Source organism: Actinophytocola sp. (assembly GCF_049647105.1).
In the GTDB taxonomy this organism is placed as follows: domain Bacteria; phylum Actinomycetota; class Actinomycetes; order Mycobacteriales; family Pseudonocardiaceae; genus Actinophytocola.
Map to the genome: position 1 here is coordinate 1 of NZ_JBARWZ010000285.1, position 19,497 is coordinate 19,497.

Sequence of the window (19,497 nt, forward strand, 5' to 3'; positions counted from 1 at the left end):
GCGCTGGGCAGCGGCAGCCGCCGCCCGGCAGGCAGCCTGGCCGCCGCGGCCCGCATCCGCTCCACCGGCCGCAGCGACGACCGCACGGAGAACCACGTCGCGATGCCGCCCGCCGCGGAGCCGATCAGCGCGGCCACCACCAGCCAGTCGAACGCGCGGTGCTGTGCCGCCCAGTAGCCGGTGAGGATCGTCCCGACGATCACGAGTCGTTGCTCGCCATTGTGTGCCGTCGCGACCGTGCCCAGCCAGCGGCGCGGCGGGTCCTCCGACAGCCGCAGCACCGGCGTGGACGCCTTCAGTTCCCGCAGCTCGGGGGGCGAGAGCGGCGGCGGCTCACCGCCGTCGGCGGGGGCGCCCGCGGTGTCGAGCACGCGGGCCTCCATGCCGACCGGGCCCGCGTCGACGGTCCGGCCCGCCCGCACGTCGGCGAGCGCCTCGGCCAGGATCGGCTGTAGCTGCGCGTCGGCGGCGGTGACCAGCAGCGGGCCGATCAGCCTGCTCGTCACGAGCGCGAGCGTCAGGAACACGACGAGCGTCACGGCCGTGCCGACGGTGGTGATCCGGAACCGCAGCGAGCGCCGCAGCCACAGCCTGCCGAAAACCCGCCCCAATACCCCGCTCACGCCGATCCCTCGCAGGCTCGGTGTCGCCGCGGTGTCATTCGTTCGCTCCGCAAGCTCCGCTCACCGAGTTTTGGGCTCCAGAACAGCGTCCAGCTCCGAGGACGACGCCAGATAACCGTGACCACGCACGGTACGCACGATGCCACCCGCGCCAGCCGCGTCCAGCTTGCGCCGCAGGTAGCCGACGTACACCTCGACGGCGTTGCGGGTGGCGGCCAGCTCGTCGCCCCACACGGTCCTGAGCAGCTCGTCCTTCGTCACGACCGCGCCCGCCCTGCTGATCAGCACCTCCAGCACGGCGAACTCACGCGGCGACAGCGGGACCAGCTCACCGGCGAACCGCACCTCGCGCACGGCCCGGTCCACGGTCAGCTCGCCGACCTTCAGCCGTCGCTCCGCGCCCTCGGCGGCCCCGCGCCGCAGGACGGCCCTGACCTGCGCGACCAGCACCACGAACGAGAACGGCTTCACCACGTACCCGTCGGCGCCGAGGTCGAGCCCGTCGGCCTGGTCGATCTCGCCGTCCTTCGCCGACACCAGCAGGACCGGCGTGGTCACGCCCTCGCCCCGCAGTGCCTGCAGCACCCGGTAGCCGGACAGCCCTGGCAGCATGATGTCCAGCAGGATCACGTCGAACGCGCCGGTACGCGCGATGTCGAGCCCGGAAGGGCCGTCGGCGGCGGTGACGACGTCCATGCCCTCCGCCCCCAGCCCACGCTGCAGCGCCCGCCTGACTCCCAGCTCGTCGTCGACCACCAGCACGCGCGGCTTCATGCGCACAGCATGCCGGGTCGGGCCTGTTCGGTGGGGGACCATCTCAGCGGACTCTCAGCATCGCGTCCGCTCTCAGTGCCATCTCAGTAACCGTGGGGCAACCTCAGTGTCACAGGCAAGTGAAAGGGGCGCACATGAACTCCAGGAAGACCGCGCTGTCGTTCGCGGCAGCGGGCACCGCGGCGGGGGTCATCGGATTGGTGGTGCTGGCGACGCCGGCCGGCGCCGGGGAGGCACCGCCGGCGCTCCCGCCGGTCAGCGCGTCGGACCTGGTCGCGTCGGTGCTGGACACCGAGGCCCTCCCGGCACTCGCCGGATCGGTCGCGGTCGAGAACAACCTCGGCCTGCCGATCCCTGGCATGCCGGCCGGCGGTGACGGCGACGCCCTCCAGGTGTGGTCGGACGGCACCGGCAAGGGCAGGCTCGCGGTGGCGGGCCGGGGTGGCGAGACCACGATCGTCAACGACGGCGCGACCGTGTGGGTGTGGAACTCCTCGGAGCGGTCGGTTACGAAGGTGCCGCACAAGGAAGGCTCCGCCGAGACGCCGCTGGAAGGCAAGTTCGCCGACCCGGCGACCGCCGCGACCGAGCTGGTCACCGCCATGCAGGCGGACTCGACGGTGGCCGTGGACGGCACCGCGCGCGTCGCGGAACGGCCGGTCTACCAGCTGGTGCTGACGCCGAAGCCGACCGAGAAGACGCTGCTGCGCGAGATCCGCGTGTCGGTGGACTCCGAGCTGCGGATCCCGCTGCAGCTGGAGGTGCTCGCCAACGGGCAGGCGGACCCGGCCATCCGGATCGGCTTCACCGAGCTCAGCACCGAGCAGCAGGACCCGAAGCTGTTCCAGTTCACCCCGCCCGAGGGCGCGACCGTGAACGAGCAGGACCTGCCGGACGAGGCGGACGGCAAGAAGGTGGACGACTGGCTGTCGCAGGCGGACTTCAAGACCGTCGGCCGCGGCTGGGACATCGTCGCCACCGGCAAGGTGCCCGCCGACGCGCTGGCGGCCGGGGAGGGCACGTCCGGCCAGGACCCGTTCGCGCTGCTCGGCACGTTCGGCAAGAAGGTCCACGGTGACTTCGGCACCGGCTACGTGATCTCCGCCAGTGTCGGCACCGCGCTGATCACCGAGGACGGCAGGGTCGCGATCGGCGCCGTGCCCGCGCAGGTGGTCACGGAAGCCATCAAGACGGTCAAGTGAGTACCGTCACCGGCATGACTACGGAGGAGGAGGCCCCCGCGGTGTACGCCGCGGGGGCCCCCGCCCGCCTGGCCGCCCGGACCCGCAACCTGCGAAAGGTCTACGGGAAGACGGTCGCGGTCGACCACGTCGACCTCGAGGTGCCGGTCGGCGCGGTGCTCGGCATGCTCGGGCCGAACGGTTCCGGCAAGACCACCACCATCCGCATGCTGCTCGGCCTGGTCCTGCCGACGGCGGGCTCGGTCGAGCTGCTCGGCCACAAGATGCCGGAGGGTGCGGGCTGGGCGCTGCCGGAAGTCGGCGCGCTGGTCGAAGGCCCCGGGTTCCACCCGTTCCTGTCGGGGCGGGACAACCTGCTGCGGGTGGCGGCCGCCGAACCGAGGCTCGCGTCGAAGGACATCCCGCGCGCGGTCGGGCAGGCGCTCGAGCGGGTCGGCCTGTCCGCCGCCGCCAACCGCCGCTACCGCGGTTACTCGCTCGGCATGAAGCAGCGGCTCGGGCTCGCGTCCGCGCTGCTCATCCCGCGCCGGTTCGTGGTGCTCGACGAGCCGACCAACGGTCTCGACCCGGCGGGCACCCGCGAGGTGCGGGCGGTCATCGCCGACCTGCACGCGGCGGGCACGACCGTGCTGGTGTCGTCGCACCTGCTGGCCGAGGTGGAGGCGACCTGCACGCACGTCGCCGTGCTGCACCAGGGTTCCGTGGTCGCTCAGGGGGAGCTGGCCGAGCTGCTCGAGACCGGTGACGCTGGGCTCCTGGTGTCCACGCCGGACATCCAGGTGGCCGTGGACACGTTGCGGGACAACCGGATCCCGGCCCGCGAGGCACCCGCCGGGGTGCGGGTGGACCTGGCGGCCACCACCGCGCCCGAGGTCGTCGCGACGCTCGTGGGCGCCGGGGTGGCGGTGCACGAGGTGCGCAGGCAGCGGACCGGGCTGGAGGAACTGTTCGCGCGGCTCACCGAGTCGGCGGAGCAGGGCCCCCGGCTGTCCGAAGTGGACACCTTCGAGGAGGCGCGTGATGACGCTCGCCGCTGACGTGCCCACTGACGCGCCCATCATTACCGAGCAACGCACGAAGGCGCCGATCGGGCGGCTTCTGTGGTCCGAGCTGCGGTTCATGATCCGCAGGCCGCGCACACTGGTCGCGCTCGCCGTGCTTGTGGTGGCGCCGGTCATCGCGGCCGTCGCCATGTCGGTGGCGACCACGACGGCGGCCAACGGCAACGGTGGTCCGGCCGTGGCGAGCGTCGCCTCGATGGTCTCCGACAACGGACTGATCCTGCCGGTGTTCCTGCTGTTGCTGTCGCTCGCGATGCTGTTGCCGATGCTGGGCGCCATGTGGTCGGCCGACGCGCTCGCCGGTGAGTCGCAGAGCGGCGCGCTGCGCGGGCTGCTGCTCGCGCCGGTCGGCCGGGCGCGGTTGCTCGCGGTCAAGGCGTTCGGCGTCGCGGTGCTCTCGCTGCTCGCGGTCGTGGTCCTCACGGTCGTGTCGATCGTCGCGGGGCTCGCGATCCTCGGCGGCGACGGCATGCTGACCATGTCCGGCAACGTGCTGTCCTTCGGCGAGTCGCTCGGCCGGATCGGGCTGCTGGCGGCCCTGGTCACGGTCCAGGTGTGGGCGGTGGCGGCGGTAGCGCTCGCGATCTCGGCGGCCACCGAGCACCCGCTGGTGGTGCTGGCGTCCACGCTCGGCGGCATCATCGTGTTCACGATCCTCGGCAACATCCCCGCGCTCGACTGGCTGCACCCGGTGCTGCTGACCGACGCGTGGGAGTCCCTCGGCGACGTGATCCGCGATCCCATGCCGACCGACGGGATCGTCAACTCGGTACTGCGTGCGGTCTGCTACCTGGTGATCGGCTACTCGCTGGCGCTGGCCCGCATCTCAACGAAGGACGGCTAACCCGTCCGGGTCCAGTGCCAGGCGGACGCGGTCGCCCGGGGTCTCCGCGATGGCGGCGACCGCGTCGACCACCTGGTCGCCGTCATTGAGGCGGACCTGCAGCCGCACGTGGTCGCGGCGGTGCACCGACCGCAGGAGCTTGCCGCTGATCCCGTCGCCGGACAGGCGTAACGCGCCCGGCCGCAGGGCCAGCGTGACCTCGCCTTCCGGCGCCCACGGCAGGTCAGCCGACCCGAGTGCACAGGTCGCGGTGCCGTCGGTGACGGTCGCCGGGAGGAACAGGCCGCAGCCGAGGAACCGGGCGGTGTCCTCGTCGGCGGGGCGGCGCCACACCTCCTCCGGCGGCCCGGTCTGCACGATCCTGCCCCCGCGCATGACCGCGACCCGGTCGGCGAGGGTGAACGCCTCGTCGTGGTCGTGGGTCACCACCAGCGCGGTCGCACCCGCCACCCGCAGCAGCCCGGCGAGGTCCATGGCCAGCTGTTCGCGCAGGGCGCGGTCCAGCGCGGACAGTGGCTCGTCCAACAGCAGCAGCCGTGGCCGGGGCGCGAGTGCCCGTGCCAGAGCGACCCGCTGCGCCTCACCACCGGACAGCTCGGTCACCCTGCGCCGCTCGTACCCGGCGAGCCCGACCAGATCCAGCAGCTCCGCGACCCGCTCGGCCCGGCCCGGCATGCGGTGCATCCGCAGCCCGAACGCCACGTTCCCGGCCACGTCGCGGTGCGGGAACAGCTGCCCGTCCTGGAACACGAGCCCGAACCCGCGGCGGTGCACCGGCACGGCCGCGAGGTCGGTGTCGTCCCACCGGACGGTGCCGCCCTCGGCCACCTCCAGCCCGGCGACCGCGCGCAGCAGCGTCGACTTGCCGCATCCGGACGGCCCGAGCAGCGCCAGTACCTCGCCGTCGGCGACCGTCACGTCCACGCCGGACACCGCGGCCAGCGCGCCGTAGTGCACGGTCAGACCCTCGACTGCCAGCATCAGAACTCTCCCACCGGCACACGTACCCGCTCGACGACCGCGACCACCGCGACCGTGACCACGACGAGCAGGGTGCACGCCGCGTACGCCATCTGGTTGTTCAGCTCCCCCGGCCGCGAGATCAGCCGCGCGATCGCGACCGGCAGCGTGGCCGTGTCGGGGCGGGCGAGGAAGCTCGTCGCGCCGAACTCACCCAGGGCCACCACGAACCCGAACGCCGCGGCGGTCCCGAGCGACCGGCCCGCCATCGGCACGTCGACCTCGCGCCACACCCGCCACGGGCCCGCGCCCAGCGTCGCCGCGGCCTGCCGCAGCCGTTCGTCGATGGATCTCAGCACGGGCAGCATGATGCGGATGACCAGCGGCGTCACCACGAGCGCCTGCGCGAGCGGCACCAGCGCCGAGGACGTGCGCAGGTCGCCGGGCAGCAGGTCCAGCGTGATCAGGTAGCCGAAGCCGACGGTCACCGCGGACACCCCGAGCGGCAGCATGAACATGGTGTCGATCACCTCGACGTACCGGACCCGGTTGCGCGCCAGCGACACCAGCACCACGCTCGCCATGGTGCCGAGCGTGACCGCGATCAGCGTGGCGTCGGTGGCGGCGGCGAGCGAGTTGCGTGCCGCGTCGAAACCGGAGATGTCCAGCGAGCCCGCGTAACCGACGCCGGTGAGCGCCCGGTAGCCGTCGAGACCTCCTTCGAGCGAGCGCGCCACCAGCGTCACGACCGGCACGAGCAGCGCGGCGACCACCGCGAACGCGAGCGCGACGACCCACCACTCTCCGCCGGCCGGCATGCGTGCCGACTCGGCCTTCCCGCGCAGCCGCAGCGCGGTCTCCCTTCGCCGCCGCGCGACCGCCCCGACCGACAGGGCCGCGACGACCGCACCCAGTTGCAGCAGCGACAACGCGGCGGCACCCGACAGGTCGAGCAGTTCGACGGTCCGCAGGTAGATCTCGGTCTCGAGGGTCCGCAGCCGGGCCCCGCCCAGGATCAGCACCACGCCGAAACTGGTGGCGCAGAACAGGAACACGACCGACGCGGCCGACCCGATCGCCGGGGCGAGCGCGGGCAGTGTGACGCTCGTGAACGTGCGTGCCCTGGACGCGCCCAGTGCCCGCGCCGCGTCCTCGGCACGCCGGTCGAGGTGTGCCCACAGCCCGCCGACGGTCCGCGCGACGACCGCCACGTTGAAGAACGCGTTGGCCAGCACGATCGCGAACACGCCGCCGTCGGGCATCAGCCCGCGGAACGCAAGGCCGACGACCACGCTGGGCAGCACGAACGGCACCAGGATGATCACCCGGACCAGACCGAGCCCCGGCAGTTTCGTCCTGGCCAGCAGGAACGCCACCGGCAGGCCCGCGACGATCGCGATGGCCGTCGCCGCGGCCGCCTGCGCGACCGTGAACCCGACGAGCCGCCACACCTCCGCCGTCGCAAGGGTGTCGAGCACGCCGCCTTCCCGCAGGCCGAGCCGCAGGATCGCGACGACCGGCCACACGAAGAAGACGGCGAGGAACCCCAGCGGTACCAACGCGACGAGCGTCAGGCCGTGCTCGGTGGGTCGCTTCGCTCCTGCGCTCATCCGGCGCTCCTGGCCCGGTGTCAGCCCTGCACGATCGCGCGCCACTCGTCGATCCACCGCTCCCGGTTCTGCTGGATCTCCGCCGACGGCAGTTCGGCAGACGCCGTCGGCAGCGGTGCCGCCTTCTGCCACGCCTCGGGCAGGGCGACCCCCTCGCGGGCCGGGTACACGTACATCTGCTCCGGCACCTGCGACTGGAACCGCTCGGACAGCAGGAAGTCCATGACCTTCTCCGCGTCGTCGGCGTGCGCCGCGTTCTTCAGCACACCCGCGTACTCGACCTGCCGGAAGCAGGTGTCGAGCACGGCCTTGGTGCGCGGGGCGCCCTTGTCGTCCAGCTCCGCGGCCGGCGACGACGCGTAGGACACGACGATCGGGCGCGGGCCCTTGCCGGAGGAACCGGAGAACTCCTGCGTGTAGGCCTCTTCCCAGCCGCTGACGACCTGCACGCCGTTGGCCTTGAGCGCACGCCAGTGGTCCTGCCAGCCGTCACCGAGCCGCGCGATCGTGCCGAGCAGGTAGGCCAGGCCTGGCGATGAGGTCGCCGGGTCCTCGACGACCAGGAGATCCTTGTACTCGGGCTTGACCAGGTCCGCGTAGCCGGCCGGCTCCTGGACACCCTTGGCGGCGAGCGCGGCCGGGTCGATGTTGAGGCACACGTCGCCGAGGTCGACCGCGGTGAGCCGGTTCGAGTCGTCGATCGCGTGCTCGGCGGGCCCCGCGACGTCCGGGGCGTACTCGGCGAACACGTCCTCGTCGAGCGCGCGGGCCACGAACGTCGTGTCCACGCCGTAGGCGACGTCACCGATCGGGCTGCCCTTGGTGAGTACCAGCTGGTTGGTGAGCGCGCCCGCGTCACCGACCTTGCGCACGTCGATCGTGATGCCGGTGTCGTCGGTGAACTTCTTCAGTACGTCCTCGCTCATGGCGAACGAGTCGTGGGTGACGAGCACGACCTTCCGCGCACCGGTGTCGTCGTCGCCACTGCTGAGCGAACACCCGGCGAGCGTGGCTGTCAGCGTGCTGACCAGCAGAACTGTGCGAAACCGCAAGACGCCTCCTCCCTGCACCGGCATGACCCGGATCAGGTTCGAACGGTCGAGGGCTGCGCGCCCTCCTCTCAGCCCGGCGCTGCACCGGACTCCCGTGTTCGATCGAGCGTACCTGTGCGTTCATGGGCGCAACGCGTCACCATGGACACATGTCCCAGCTGCTCAGTGACGAAGAAGTCGGCAAGGCCCTCGGGCGCCTGCAGGAGTGGCGCCGCGAGGATGGCGCACTGGTCCGCGAGGTGGAGCTGGCGAGCTTCTCCCAGGCCATCCAGGTCGTGAACCGGGTGGCGGAGATCGCGGAGAACGACAACCACCATCCGGACATCGACATCCGCTGGCGCACCCTCACCTTCCGCTGCAGCACGCATTCGGAAGGCGGCATCACCGCCTCGGACACCTCACTCGCGGAGGAGATCAACGGCGTGGTGGACGTCTACCGCGACCAGTAACCCCGCGAGTTCAACCGGCGCGGTCGGTCAGCGGCAGGGTCACGAGCGGCACCAGCACCGGCTCGCCGCCGCCTTCCGCCCGCTCCACCACCAGCTCCGCCGTGCGGCCAGAGGTGCGCAGGGTCGCCACCGCGTTGCCGAAGTACGGCCCCGCGACCTTGTCCCACGCCACGGGCAGCGGCTCGATGTCCGGCGACCGGAGCATCCACCACCGCAGCACCGCGGCGAACGGCCGCCACCACCCAAGCCGGAACAGCGGCCGCATCACCGCGGGCGCCTGGTTGTGCACCGGCGAGCACACCAACTGCCACACCGCAGCCTTCACGGCCTGCGGGAACCGCACCCGCGCCGCGTACACGTGGTGCACGTCACCGGACAGCACGCACACCGTGGACGTCTCGGTCTCCGCGATCCGCCGCACGAGCCGCGACAGCCGGTCCGACGACGCGCGGAACGACGGCCAGTGCTCCAGGTCGGCGGCCTGCCGCAGCTTCTCGGCGAGCCGCCCACGCCACCCCGGCCGCCGGCACGCGACCTCGTTGATCGACTGGAGGTGGCTGATCGCGTGCGGCATCAGCCACGGCAGCGACGACCCGATCAGCAGGTGGTCGAAGTCGCCGGTGGCGTTCTCCTCGATCCACTCGAACTCGCTGTCGCTCACCATCGACCGCGCGCCGCCGGACAGGATGCGCCCCGAGCGGGTGTCGATCACCAGCAGCCGCACGTTGCCGAAGTCGCGCCGGTAGCTCCACCGGGTGCCCTTGCGGCCGTTGACCTCCTTGCGGGCCTTCTCGGCGAAGTCGTCGAGCAGGTCGGCCGCGTCCCCGTCCCGCCCCTTCTCGAGTACCGCCTTGTACAGGTCGTCGGTGTCGAGGTCCGAGGGACTGAGGTTGCCGAGCTGCTGGTAGATCCAGTACGTGGCGAGCGCGTGCCGTTCGCGCTTCGGCCACCAGGATGTCTGCTCCATCTCGTCCCGCCACGTCTGGGAGGTGTTCCAGTCGTCGCGGACGTCGTGGTCGTCGAAGATCATCGAGGTGGGCACGGTCGACATCAGCCAGCGGGTCAGCGGCGTGGTCCACGCCTCGTGGTAGAGGCGGGTGTACTCCTCGAAGTCGGCGACCTCGTGGCCGGGCGGCTCGTCGAGCGACCGGCGCTCGCGCAGCCACGCCCGGGTGCCCTTGGTGGTCTCGTCGGCGTAGACCTGGTCGCCGAGCAGCATCAGCGCGTCCGGCCAGGCGAGCTCGTCCTCGGTGAGCATGCGGCGCGCGTAGGCGGCGAGCGCGTCGGTGCCCATCCGCTTCCGTTCCGCCGGGTCGTCGGTCTCGGGCAGCCGGCAGGACCCGAACACCATCAGGTAGTCGGGGTCGCCGCCCTCGGGGTAGGTCCGGATCCGGCTGGGCGGGAAGTCCGAGCCCTCGGGGGGCCAGACGGTCTCATCGTCGAGGGTCACCTCGTAGGGCGTCGCCGTGCCGGGTTCGAGGCCGGTGACCACGACCAGGGCATAGTGGTGTCCTGCCACGGTGAACGTGTGGGCGGACGCCGGTCCGGCGGTGACGGTGCACGGTTCGTCGGTCTCCACCCACACCGTGGCGGAGCGGGTGTCGACGTGGCGCAGGAGAGGGCCGAGCAGCAGTCTTGGCACCCTGACATCAAACATGGCTCACTAATAGGGTGACACCCGCCCGGGGTGTTTACCGCGAGAGGGGCGGGGATGGCCGAAGTTCTCGAGCTCCGGCAGTACACGCTTCGCCCCGGCAGGCGGGACGACCTGATCGAGCTGTTCGACCGCGAGTTCGTGGAGACGCAGGACGCGGTCGGCGCGCAGGTGCTCGGCCAGTTCCGCGACCGTGACGACGATGACCGGTTCGTGTGGCTGCGTGGTTTCGCCGACATGCCGACGCGGGGACGGGCACTGGCCGTCTTCTACGGCGGCCCGGTGTGGGCGGCGCACCGCGACAGGGCCAACGAGACGATGATCGACTCGGACGACGTGCTGCTGCTACGCCCAGTAATCGACTTCGACCTGTCGGGTCGCGTCCGGTCCGGTGACACCACGGTGGTCACGGTTACGCTCTGCCACCTGCCTCCCGGCGGCGAGGACGCCTTCCTGGAGTTCTTCGCGACCTCCGTCCAGCCCCGGCTGACCGACACCGGCGCCCCGCCGCTCGCCGTGCTGCGCACGCTGCGTGCCGAGAACAACTTCCCGGCGCTCCCGGTCCGTGCGGACGCCAACGTGGTGGCGTGGGTCGGCTCGTTCCTGGGACCCGACGAGCTGGCCGAACACGAGCGCCTGCTCGGCCGCGACACCCGCTGGACGCACGAAACGCTGCCGGTGCTCACCAGGCACCTCCGCCGCCCGCCGGAGCGGCTGCGGTTGTCGCCGACTTCCCGTTCCCTTATCCGGTAACGGTGAAGACCGTTCGGACGACCCTCCGGTCAGTAAGCCGACAGGAGGTCGCGCCATGAGTGCGCAGGAAATGTGGGAAATTCCGGTGGTCGACGGCCTCGACCGCGAACGCACCCTCGTGGTCACGGTGTCCGACGGGCGTGTCGCGGTGGTGCCACCCCCAGGCGAGGGTTTCTATCTCCCCGCCCAGTCGGTGTGGCAGCTTCACGAAGCCGTCCGGGCCGCCGCCATCGTCGCGATGAGGGCAAACAACGGGAGCCGCGTGGCCGGTTGATCGCGGTGCCGCGTCGGTTGGCTGCCTGATTCAGACGTTGAAGCGGAATTCCACCACGTCGCCGTCGGTCATGACGTAGTCCTTGCCTTCGATGCGGACCTTGCCCGCGGCCTTGGCGGCGGCCATCGAGCCCGCTTCGACGAGGTCGTCGTACGACACGATCTCCGCCTTGATGAATCCGCGTTCGAAGTCCGTGTGGATGACACCCGCGGCCTGGGGTGCGGTCCATCCCTTGTGGATGGTCCAGGCGCGTGACTCCTTCGGGCCCGCCGTCAGATAGGTCTGCAGCCCCAGCGTCGAGAACCCGGCCCGCGCGAGCGAATGCAGGCCAGGCTCCTCCTGGCCGATCGACTCGAGCAGCTCCCGCACGGATTCCTCGTCGTCCAGCTCCAGCAGTTCCGCCTCGACCTTCGCGTCGAGGAACACCGCTTCCGCCGGCGCGACCAGTTCGGTCAGCTCCTCGCGCCGGGCGGCGGACGACAGCACCGCCTCGTCCGCGTTGAACACATAAAGGAACGGCTTCGTGGTCATCAGCGACAGCTCGCGCAGCAGCGTTACATCCACTTCGGACTGAGCGGCGAACAGGGTGCGGCCGCTGTCGAGTAGCTCGCGGGCCTGCTGCGCGGCCGCCAGCGCCGGCCGCGCCTCCTTGCGGGTGCGGGCCTCCTTCTCCAGGCGGGGCAACGCTTTCTCCACCGTCTGAAGGTCAGCCAGAATGAGTTCCGTGTTGATCGTTTCGATGTCGGAGGACGGGTCCACCTTGCCGTCCACATGGACCACGTTCGGGTCGTCGAACACGCGGATGACCTGGCAGATGGCCTCCGCCTCGCGGATGTTCGCCAGGAACTGGTTTCCGCGCCCCTGCCCCTCCGACGCACCGCGCACGAGCCCCGCGATGTCCACGAAGGACACTGTGGCGGGCACCACCCGTGCGCTGTCGAACATCGTGGCCAGCACGTCCAGCCGGGGTTCCGGCAGTGGCACGACACCGACGTTCGGCTCGATGGTCGCGAACGGATAGTTCGCCGCGAGCACGTTGTTGCTGGTCAGGGCGTTGAAAAGGGTGGACTTGCCGACGTTGGGCAGCCCGACGATCCCGAGGGTCAAACTCACTGGGCCAACTCTACGGCGTCCCGTTTTGGTGAATTGAAGAGCCCGGTCCGTAGCGAATTTGCTACACGCAGCGACATATCCTGAGAAATGTTGCCCCACAAGGATGATTACCCCGTTTGGACGCTAGTCAGTTCGGGTCCACTCAACAACACTCCGTGAGCACCTGTGGACTCGATCAGGCAACGCTCCAAAACAGAAGAAGGACTCTTGGGATGACCCAACGTGAATCGCGCCGGCGTGGCCTCGGCGCGGCGTTCACGGCGGCGGTCGTCGGCCTCTCGCTGACCTCCCTGCCGTCGACCGCCACTGCCGCCCCTCCGGCGGCGCCGCAGGCACCTGACGCTGGGGCCGAGCTCCTCGGGAAGCAGGACCAGGAACTGATCGCCGAGGCCCTCCAGGCCGGCGAGAGCACGGTCGAGATCCTGGTGCTCGCGAAGGCGGGCCAGGCGGAGCAGAGCATCGACCAGCTGAGTGCGGCGGGCGCGAAGATCAAGTATCGCGCCGACGAGCTCGGGTACGCCCGTGCCGAGGTGCCCACCAAGGACGTCGCGAAGTTCGCGAAGCTGTCGTCGGTCGTCGCGCTGGACCTCGACCGCACGTACGACTTCGACGAGCCGCGCCCGCAGGGCATCGACGACCCGGACCCGCAGCCCGCGCCCGGCGCGGGTACGCCCGCGGTCAACCCGTACATGCCGACCGGTGACACCGGCGCCGCCCAGTTCACCCAGCAGAACCCGAAGTTCGACGGCCGAGGCGCGACCGTCGCCATCATCGACTCCGGCGTCGACCTCGGTCACACCTCGCTCAACACCACGAGCACCGGCGAGCGCAAGATCGTCGACTGGGTCACGGCGACCGACCCCGGCTTCACCGACGGCGTCAACAACGACGACGACCCGACGTGGCTCGACATGAGCAACCCCGCGCCGGGGCAGCCGGCCACGTTCCGGTACGGCGTGTTCAACGAGCGGGACGCGCGCCTTGGCGGCGAGGTCGGCAACGACGTCAACCGCGACGGCAACCCGGCGGGCAGCATCGGCACGTTCGGCGTCCTGTGGGACACCTCGACCGGCACCGTGTGGGTGGACACCAACCAGAACAAGAACTTCGCCGACGAGAAGGCGATGACCGACTACAAGGTCCGCGCCGACCAGGACGAGTTCGGCACGGACGACCCGGCGACGCCGGTCCGCGAGTCGATGCCGTTCGTCGTGCAGACCGACGCGGCCAACCAGTCGGTGAACATCGGCATCGTGTCCGGTGAGCACGGTTCGCACGTCGCGGGCATCGTCGCGGGCAACAAGCTGTTCGGCGGCGCCGTGAACGGTGCGGCCCCCGGCGCGAAGCTCGTGTCGGTCCGGGTCTGCCTGTTCGTCACCGGCTGCACCCGCCACGCGATGGAAGAGGGCATGCGCTACGCCGCCCAGCAGGGCGTCGACGTGCTGAACATGTCGGTCGGCGGCCTCGACCCGATCAACGACGGCGAGTCCGACACCGAGCTCCTCTACAACCGCCTGATCGACGAGTACGGCGTGCAGATCTTCATCTCCGCGGGCAACGACGGCCCGGCCTCGAACACCGTGAGCCGCCCGTCGCTCGCCAGCAAGGTGATGAGCGTCGGCTCGTACATCACGAAGGCCACCTGGCAGCGCAACTACGGCTCGGACACGGTCAACGAGGAGAACCTGCACCCGTTCTCCGGCCGCGGTCCGACCGAGGCGGGCGGGTTCAAGCCGGACATCGTGGCGCCGGGCTCGGCGATCTCCACGATCCCGACGTGGCAGGAGGGCGGTCCGGTCGCGGGCACCTACGCGCTGCCGCCGGGTTACGCGATGCTGCAGGGCACCTCGATGGCCTCCCCGCAGGCCGCGGGCGCGGCGGCGCTGCTGGTCAGCGCGGCCGTGCAGAAGGGCGTTTCGCACAAGCCGGAGCAGCTCCGGACGGCGATGAAGTCCTCGGCCAAGTACCTGAAGAACTACCAGGCCTACGAGCAGGGCAACGGCCTCATCGACGTGAAGAAGGCCTGGAACCTGCTGAAGGCGGACATCAAGACCACCGAGATCTCCTCGTCGGTGCCGATCAGCACGTCGCTCTCGGACTTCCTGCCGACGCCGGGCATCGGCATCGGCATCCACGACCGCGAGGGCGTGAAGTCCGGTGACAGCTTCGTCCGCGAGTACACGTTCAAGCGCACGTCCGGCAAGGCGAGCCCGCTGACCTTCCAGGTCAAGTGGGTCGGCAACGACGGCACGTTCAGCTCGGCGCCCACGATCACCCTGCCGCTGAACGCGGCGGTCAAGTTCCGGGTGAACGTGAAGCCGCGTGCCGCCGGTATCCACTCGGCGATCCTGAACCTGGACAGCCCGCTGTCGACCGGCGTCGAGTACCAGACGCTGAACACGGTGATCGCGGCCGAGGACTTCACCTCGGCCAACGGTTACCAGGTCAGGCACGGTGGCGCGGTCGGCCGCAACGAGTTCAAGAGCTACTTCGTCCGCGTCCCGGCCAACACCCCCGCGCTGAAGGTCGACCTGCAGGGTGGCGGCACCGCGCCGGGCGCGGGCCAGGTCCGGTTCCTGCGGTACCACCCGTACGGTGTCGCGTTCGAGGCCAACACGCAGACCCCGAACTGCTACAACCCGCCGGTCCCGCCGGGCAACGCCTGCAACAACGGTGACAGCCCGACGAGCCGCACGGCGACGAACCCGACGCCGGGCGTGTGGGAGATCGTGGTCGAGGGCCGCCGCACCTCGGATGCCGTGGCGGCGCCGTACACCCTGTCGGTGTCGGTGCTGGGTGCGACCGTGACCCCGAACCCGGACACGCTCGCCACGGCGCAGCTCAACCAGCCGGTGGCGCGCCAGTACACGCTGAAGAACGCGTTCGGCCCGTTCAACGGCCGGGCCGTCGGCACGAACCTGGGCAGCGCGAAGGTCGCCCGTCCGTCGATCGCGGACGGCGCCTCCTCGCAGATCCAGATTCCGGTGGCGGCGGGTTCGCAGCAGCTGCGGGTCAAGATCGGCAGGACGAGTGATCTCAGCGCCGACCTCGACCTGGCCCTCTACAACTGCACCAGTGGCAGCTGTGTCCTGACCGCGCAGAGCGCGGACAGCGACTCGGAGGAGGCGGTCACGGTGAACGCGCCCGCCGCGGGTGTGTGGATCGCGCTGGTGGCCGGCTACGCGGTGCCTGCGGGTACCACGGAGTTCGACTACATGGACGTGTTCAGCGGTGCCGCGTTCGGCTCGCTCACCATCACCGACGCCGACGCGGAGCGCCCGGCAGGCGCCGAGTGGACGGTGAGCGGCACGGTGACGCCGAAGGCGGTCCCGTCCGCAGGCCGCGTCCTGCTCGGCAACGTCGAGGTCCGCACCAACGCGAACGCGCTGGTCGGCACCGGTGACGTGATCGTGCGGGCGGTCACCCAGTAAGTACCAGGAAGTACCCCCGACGCGGCCGGTCCCTCCCAGGAGGGGCCGGCCGCGTCCCTTTTTGCGTCGCCGCCATGTCCGAATACCGCTAGCGTTGCCGAATCGCCGCTGGCAGCATGGATGACGTGCTGATTGACGAGGACAAGGGCTACCGGGCGTCGGCGTCGCGGGACGCGCGGTTCGACGGCCAGTTCATCCTGGCCGTGCGGACCACGGGCATCTACTGCCGACCGTCCTGCCCGGCCATCATGCCCAAGCGCAGCAACGTCACGTTCTTCTCCACCGCGGCGGCCGCACAGCAGGCGGGTTTCCGCGCGTGCCGCCGCTGCCTGCCGGACTCGGTCCCGGGTTCGCCGGAGTGGAACCTGCGCGCCGACCTGGCGGGCCGCGCGATGCGCCTGATCACCGACGGTGTGGTGGAACGCGACGGCGTGCCCGGCCTGGCGTGCAGGCTGGGCTACTCGGAACGGCACCTGACGCGGGTACTGACCGCGGAACTCGGCGCGGGCCCGCTCGCACTGGCCAGGGCACATCGTGCCCACTCGGCCCGCCTGCTGATCGAGACGACGACGCTGGCGCTCGCCGACATCGCGTTCGCGGCGGGCTTCGCGAGCGTCCGTCAGTTCAACGACACGATCCGCGCGGTCTTCGGGACCACCCCGTCGGGCCTGCGCGCGGCCGCGAGCCGCCGCGCCACCCCGACGGCATCCGGCAAGGTGACACTGCGCCTCCCGTACCGCGAACCGTTCGACTACGACGGCCTGCTGAGCTTCCTCGCCGCAAGGGCGATCCCCGGCGTCGAGTCCATAGTGGACGGAGCGTACGGCAGGACGATGCGCCTGGCCCACGGCACGGGCACGGCATGGCTCACGCCCGCGCACGGTCACATCGACTGCACCCTGTCGCTGACGGACATGCGCGACCTCGGCAGCGCGGTGTCCCGTCTGCGCCGCCTGCTCGACCTGGACGCCGACCCGGGCGCGGTGGGCGAGGTGCTCGGCGCGGACCCGGCGCTGGAGGCGTCGGTACGCAAGAACCCGGGCCTGCGTCTCCCGGGCGCGGTGGACGGCACGGAGATCGTCACGCGAGCGATGATCGGCCAGCAGATCACGGTGTCGGCGGCCCGCACGGCCCTGTCCACGCTGACCGCGACACTGGGTGACCCACTGTCCACACCGGACGGTGAGCTGACCATGCTCTTCCCGACCCCGGCGGCGATCGCCGAACGCGGTGCGGAGGTGCTGCGTGGCCCCCGCCGCCGCATCGACACCATCCTGGCGGTGAACGCGGCACTGGCGGCGGGCGACCTTGACGTGCACGTCGGGGCGGACCCGGCGGAGCTTTCCCATACGCTGCAAGAGTTCTCGGGTGTCGGCCCGTGGACGGCGGGGTACGTGCTGATGCGGGTGCTCGGCGCCCCGGACGTGCTGCTCACCGGCGACGTGGCACTACGCAAGGGCGCGGCGAACCTCGGCCTGCCCGCGACGCCGGAAGCCCTGCAGGAGCACGCGAACGCGTGGCGCCCGTGGCGCAGCTACGCTGGCATGCATCTCTGGTCGGCGGCCTGACCACGCGCTGATGTCGCGCGGTGCCCTACAACCCGCAGCCGCACGAGTTGCGGTGCATGAGCGTTGTCTGCATGCGTGCCGTCCGCGCCTTCCTGGACGGATCGGCGATCCGCTCCAGCAGCATCCGCACCGCGGTCCGCCCCATCTCCGCGATCGGCTGTGCGACGGTCGTGACCGGCGGGTCGACGAGATCGGCCCATTCGACCTCGTCGTACCCGACCACGGCGAGATCACGCCCCACCCGCAGCCCCCGCTTGCGGCACTCGTGCAACACCCCGGACAGCATCATGTTGTTCGCCGCCACCACCGCGGTTGGCGGCGACGGTAAGGACAGCAGCCGACCCAGCGCGGCGGCGGCGGCGGGCCCGGCAGCCGACTCACCCGGCACGACCAGCTCCTCGTCCCACGTCAGCTTCGCCCGCCCCAGCCCGAGCCGGTATCCCAGTATCCGCTCGGTCGTGGTCGCGAGCCCCTCGGTCCCACTGATCATCGCGATCCGCCGGTGGCCCGCCGACGCGAGGTGTTGCACGAGTTCCGAGGTGGCGTAGATGTTCTCCGGCCCAACCTGGTCGACGTCCTGCGTGGTGGTCAGCCGGTCCACGAGCACGACCGGGATCCCCAGCGACTTGAGCTCCGGCAGCACGGTCCCGGCCGCCCTCGGCGACGGCGTGAGGATCAGCCCGTCGACCCGCCGCGACCGTAATGTCCGCACCGCCGACTCTTCCGCCTCTGGCTCGTCGTGCGTGTCCGCGAGCACCAGCGTGTAACCGGATCGGGTGATCTCGTGCTCGATGGACCGCAGTAGTTCCGCGAAGTACGGGTTGGCGACCAGGGAGATCGCCACGCCGAGGGTGCGGGTGCCACCGGTGACGAGGGATCGCGCGATAGCGTCTCCGGTGTACCCGGTCTGCTCGACGGCGGCCAGTACCCGCGCCCTTGTCTCGGGCGCGACGGACCGGGTTGAGTTGACCACGTGCGACACGGTGGTGATCGAGACGCCGGCCAGCTCGGCGACGTCCTTCATCGTGACCACGATGGCTCCTTGATCGAGGGAGACGCAACCGTTTGCGCAAACGGTTGCGTCACGGTACTGACCGCAATAGCTTCCCCGCAAACTCAGCCCTGCCACGGAGGTAGTAATGGGACGCCGAGGGCCTGCTCTCCTCGCCGCACTCACCGTCGCCGCGCTCGCGGTCGGCTGCACCAGCACCAAGTCCGGCTCCGACGAGCCCACCGGGGACGGCAGTACGAAGATCGGCCTGGTCACCAAGACCGACAGCAATCCCTACTTCGTCGCGTTGCGGGACGCGGCGAAGGAGGAGGCGGAGGCGAACGGCGCCGAACTGGTCGCGCTCGCAGGCAAGTTCGACGGTGACAACGACGGCCAGGTCGCCGCCATCGAGAACCTGGTCCAGCAGGGCGCGAAGACGATCCTGGTGACTCCCAACAACTCCACCGGCATTCTCGGCGCCATCAAGAAGGCCCGCGACCGCGGCGTACTGGTGATCGCGCTCGACACCGAGACCGACCCGCAGGACGCGGTCGACGCCACGATCGCCACCGACAACACGAACGCGGGCCGCCTGCAGGGCCAGTATGTGAAGGCCGCGCTGAACGGACGGCCGGCACGCAGCATCCTGCTCGACGGCACCCCCGGCTCGACCGTGTCCGAACAGCGCCACGCCGGGTTCGTCGAGGCCGCGCAGCCGGAGAACCTCGGCACCGAGGCCACTAACGGCGAGCAGAACAAGGCCCAGCAGGCCACCGAGAACCTGCTGCAGCGCGCGACGACCGTCAACTCCATCTACACGCTGAACGAGCCCGCCGCACGCGGCGCGTACAGCGCGCTGAAGGCGAAGGACCTGGCGGACAAGGTGATCATCGGTTCGATCGACGGCTCGTGCGACGGCGTCAATGCCGTCAAGAGCGGCGAGATCGCCGTCACCGTCATGCAGTTCCCGAAGAAGATGGCGGAACAGGGCGTTCGGTTCGCCGTCGAGTTCGCCAAGTCGGGCAAGAAGCCGACCGGGTTCGTCGAGACCGAGACCGCCGTCATCACCGACAAGCCGCTCGCGGGCATCGACAGCAAGGACACCGCATGGGGTCTCGAGAACTGCTGGGGCTGAGCG

General features: G+C 70.7%; 15 protein-coding genes, 2 pseudogenes and 1 riboswitch. Of the genes and pseudogenes, 9 read left to right on the top strand and 8 right to left on the bottom strand.

Annotation, left to right across the window (positions count from 1 at the left end; all coding sequences use genetic code 11):
* Together WBA97_RS33780 and WBA97_RS33785 are read right to left on the bottom strand one after the other, a co-directional pair.
* Window positions 1–623: pseudogene (locus tag WBA97_RS33780) on the bottom strand (two-component sensor histidine kinase); the annotation flags it as partial.
* Window positions 624–683: 60 nt separating this feature from the next.
* Complete coding sequence (locus tag WBA97_RS33785) at window positions 684–1,397, bottom strand: response regulator transcription factor (protein ID WP_424235051.1); 714 nt, start codon at window positions 1,395–1,397, stop codon at window positions 684–686.
* 134 nt (window positions 1,398–1,531) lie between these two features.
* Here WBA97_RS33785 and WBA97_RS33790 point away from each other — a divergent pair, with 134 nt between their 5' ends.
* From WBA97_RS33790 to WBA97_RS33800, 3 genes are read left to right on the top strand one after another with little or no spacing between them, the layout of a single operon-like run.
* Window positions 1,532–2,599 carry a LolA family protein gene (locus WBA97_RS33790; protein WP_424235052.1) on the top strand — a complete coding sequence of 356 codons (1,068 nt, stop codon included), beginning with the start codon at window positions 1,532–1,534 and terminating at the stop codon, window positions 2,597–2,599.
* 14 nt (window positions 2,600–2,613) lie between these two features.
* The gene (locus WBA97_RS33795; RefSeq protein WP_424235053.1) at window positions 2,614–3,636 is read left to right on the top strand and encodes an ABC transporter ATP-binding protein; all 1,023 of its coding nucleotides are present in this window, start codon (window positions 2,614–2,616) and stop codon (window positions 3,634–3,636) included.
* Window positions 3,620–4,504, top strand: a complete 885-nt coding sequence (locus tag WBA97_RS33800) for an ABC transporter permease subunit (protein ID WP_424235054.1) — start codon at window positions 3,620–3,622, stop codon at window positions 4,502–4,504. The genes WBA97_RS33795 and WBA97_RS33800 overlap by 17 nt, the downstream gene beginning before the upstream one ends.
* Here the strand turns inward: WBA97_RS33800 and WBA97_RS33805 are convergent.
* From WBA97_RS33805 to WBA97_RS33815, 3 genes are all read right to left on the bottom strand, one after another.
* Window positions 4,487–5,488, bottom strand: coding sequence for an ABC transporter ATP-binding protein (locus WBA97_RS33805; protein WP_424235075.1), 1,002 nt, complete (start codon window positions 5,486–5,488; stop codon window positions 4,487–4,489). The genes WBA97_RS33800 and WBA97_RS33805 overlap by 18 nt on opposite strands.
* Window positions 5,485–7,074, bottom strand: coding sequence for an ABC transporter permease (locus tag WBA97_RS33810; RefSeq protein WP_424235055.1), 1,590 nt, complete (start codon window positions 7,072–7,074; stop codon window positions 5,485–5,487). Before WBA97_RS33810 ends, WBA97_RS33805 begins: the two co-directional genes overlap by 4 nt.
* A gap of 20 nt (window positions 7,075–7,094) precedes the next feature.
* Window positions 7,095–8,126 carry a thiamine ABC transporter substrate-binding protein gene (locus WBA97_RS33815; RefSeq protein ID WP_424235056.1) on the bottom strand — a complete coding sequence of 344 codons (1,032 nt, stop codon included), beginning with the start codon at window positions 8,124–8,126 and terminating at the stop codon, window positions 7,095–7,097.
* Window positions 8,119–8,232, bottom strand: a riboswitch (TPP riboswitch). It overlaps the preceding gene by 8 nt.
* 43 nt (window positions 8,233–8,275) lie before the next feature.
* Here WBA97_RS33815 and WBA97_RS33820 point away from each other — a divergent pair.
* On the top strand, window positions 8,276–8,575 hold the full coding sequence (locus tag WBA97_RS33820) for a 4a-hydroxytetrahydrobiopterin dehydratase (RefSeq protein WP_424235057.1): 300 nt from the start codon (window positions 8,276–8,278) through the stop codon (window positions 8,573–8,575).
* A gap of 10 nt (window positions 8,576–8,585) precedes the next feature.
* On the opposite strand, the gene WBA97_RS33825 is transcribed toward WBA97_RS33820, so the two are convergent.
* Entirely contained in the window at window positions 8,586–10,232 is a 1,647-nt protein-coding gene (locus tag WBA97_RS33825) for an alkaline phosphatase D family protein (RefSeq protein ID WP_424235058.1), read from the bottom strand.
* A 54-nt stretch (window positions 10,233–10,286) separates the two neighbouring features.
* Here WBA97_RS33825 and WBA97_RS33830 point away from each other — a divergent pair, with 54 nt between their 5' ends.
* Both WBA97_RS33830 and WBA97_RS33835 read left to right on the top strand, forming a co-directional pair.
* Window positions 10,287–10,982, top strand: coding sequence for an NIPSNAP family protein (locus WBA97_RS33830; RefSeq protein ID WP_424235059.1), 696 nt, complete (start codon window positions 10,287–10,289; stop codon window positions 10,980–10,982).
* A 55-nt stretch (window positions 10,983–11,037) separates the two neighbouring features.
* Complete coding sequence (locus WBA97_RS33835; RefSeq protein WP_424235060.1) at window positions 11,038–11,256, top strand: hypothetical protein; 219 nt, start codon at window positions 11,038–11,040, stop codon at window positions 11,254–11,256.
* Window positions 11,257–11,286: 30 nt separating this feature from the next.
* Here the strand turns inward: WBA97_RS33835 and ychF are convergent, their stop codons facing one another.
* Window positions 11,287–12,369 (bottom strand): redox-regulated ATPase YchF, encoded by a 1,083-nt coding sequence (gene ychF / locus WBA97_RS33840; RefSeq protein ID WP_424235061.1) that lies wholly within the window; start codon window positions 12,367–12,369, stop codon window positions 11,287–11,289.
* 212 nt (window positions 12,370–12,581) lie between these two features.
* On the opposite strand from ychF, the gene WBA97_RS33845 reads away from it, so the two are divergent.
* Together WBA97_RS33845 and WBA97_RS33850 are read left to right on the top strand one after the other, a co-directional pair.
* Window positions 12,582–15,800, top strand: coding sequence for a S8 family serine peptidase (locus tag WBA97_RS33845; protein WP_424235062.1), 3,219 nt, complete (start codon window positions 12,582–12,584; stop codon window positions 15,798–15,800).
* Between the two features lie 116 nt (window positions 15,801–15,916).
* The gene (locus WBA97_RS33850) at window positions 15,917–17,368 is read left to right on the top strand and encodes an AlkA N-terminal domain-containing protein (RefSeq protein ID WP_424235063.1); all 1,452 of its coding nucleotides are present in this window, start codon (window positions 15,917–15,919) and stop codon (window positions 17,366–17,368) included.
* A 25-nt stretch (window positions 17,369–17,393) separates the two neighbouring features.
* Here the strand turns inward: WBA97_RS33850 and WBA97_RS33855 are convergent.
* A pseudogene (locus WBA97_RS33855) lies at window positions 17,394–18,429 on the bottom strand (LacI family DNA-binding transcriptional regulator).
* A gap of 78 nt (window positions 18,430–18,507) precedes the next feature.
* Between WBA97_RS33855 and WBA97_RS33860 the strand changes: the two are divergent.
* Window positions 18,508–19,494, top strand: coding sequence for a substrate-binding domain-containing protein (locus WBA97_RS33860; RefSeq protein WP_424235064.1), 987 nt, complete (start codon window positions 18,508–18,510; stop codon window positions 19,492–19,494).
* Window positions 19,495–19,497 lie beyond the last annotated feature (3 nt).

What these genes read in the sequence shown, in the direction of transcription:
- WBA97_RS33785 (WP_424235051.1), bottom strand. Translation starts at nt 1,397, where the DNA reads ATGAAGCCGCGCGTGCTGGTGGTCGACGACGAGCTGGGAGTCAGGCGG.
- WBA97_RS33790 (WP_424235052.1), top strand. Translation starts at nt 1,532, where the DNA reads ATGAACTCCAGGAAGACCGCGCTGTCGTTCGCGGCAGCGGGCACCGCG.
- WBA97_RS33795 (WP_424235053.1), top strand. Translation starts at nt 2,614, where the DNA reads ATGACTACGGAGGAGGAGGCCCCCGCGGTGTACGCCGCGGGGGCCCCC.
- WBA97_RS33800 (WP_424235054.1), top strand. Translation starts at nt 3,620, where the DNA reads ATGACGCTCGCCGCTGACGTGCCCACTGACGCGCCCATCATTACCGAG.
- WBA97_RS33810 (WP_424235055.1), bottom strand. Translation starts at nt 7,074, where the DNA reads ATGAGCGCAGGAGCGAAGCGACCCACCGAGCACGGCCTGACGCTCGTC.
- WBA97_RS33820 (WP_424235057.1), top strand. Translation starts at nt 8,276, where the DNA reads ATGTCCCAGCTGCTCAGTGACGAAGAAGTCGGCAAGGCCCTCGGGCGC.
- WBA97_RS33825 (WP_424235058.1), bottom strand. Translation starts at nt 10,232, where the DNA reads ATGTTTGATGTCAGGGTGCCAAGACTGCTGCTCGGCCCTCTCCTGCGC.
- WBA97_RS33830 (WP_424235059.1), top strand. Translation starts at nt 10,287, where the DNA reads ATGGCCGAAGTTCTCGAGCTCCGGCAGTACACGCTTCGCCCCGGCAGG.
- WBA97_RS33835 (WP_424235060.1), top strand. Translation starts at nt 11,038, where the DNA reads ATGAGTGCGCAGGAAATGTGGGAAATTCCGGTGGTCGACGGCCTCGAC.
- WBA97_RS33845 (WP_424235062.1), top strand. Translation starts at nt 12,582, where the DNA reads ATGACCCAACGTGAATCGCGCCGGCGTGGCCTCGGCGCGGCGTTCACG.
- WBA97_RS33850 (WP_424235063.1), top strand. Translation starts at nt 15,917, where the DNA reads ATGGATGACGTGCTGATTGACGAGGACAAGGGCTACCGGGCGTCGGCG.
- WBA97_RS33860 (WP_424235064.1), top strand. Translation starts at nt 18,508, where the DNA reads ATGGGACGCCGAGGGCCTGCTCTCCTCGCCGCACTCACCGTCGCCGCG.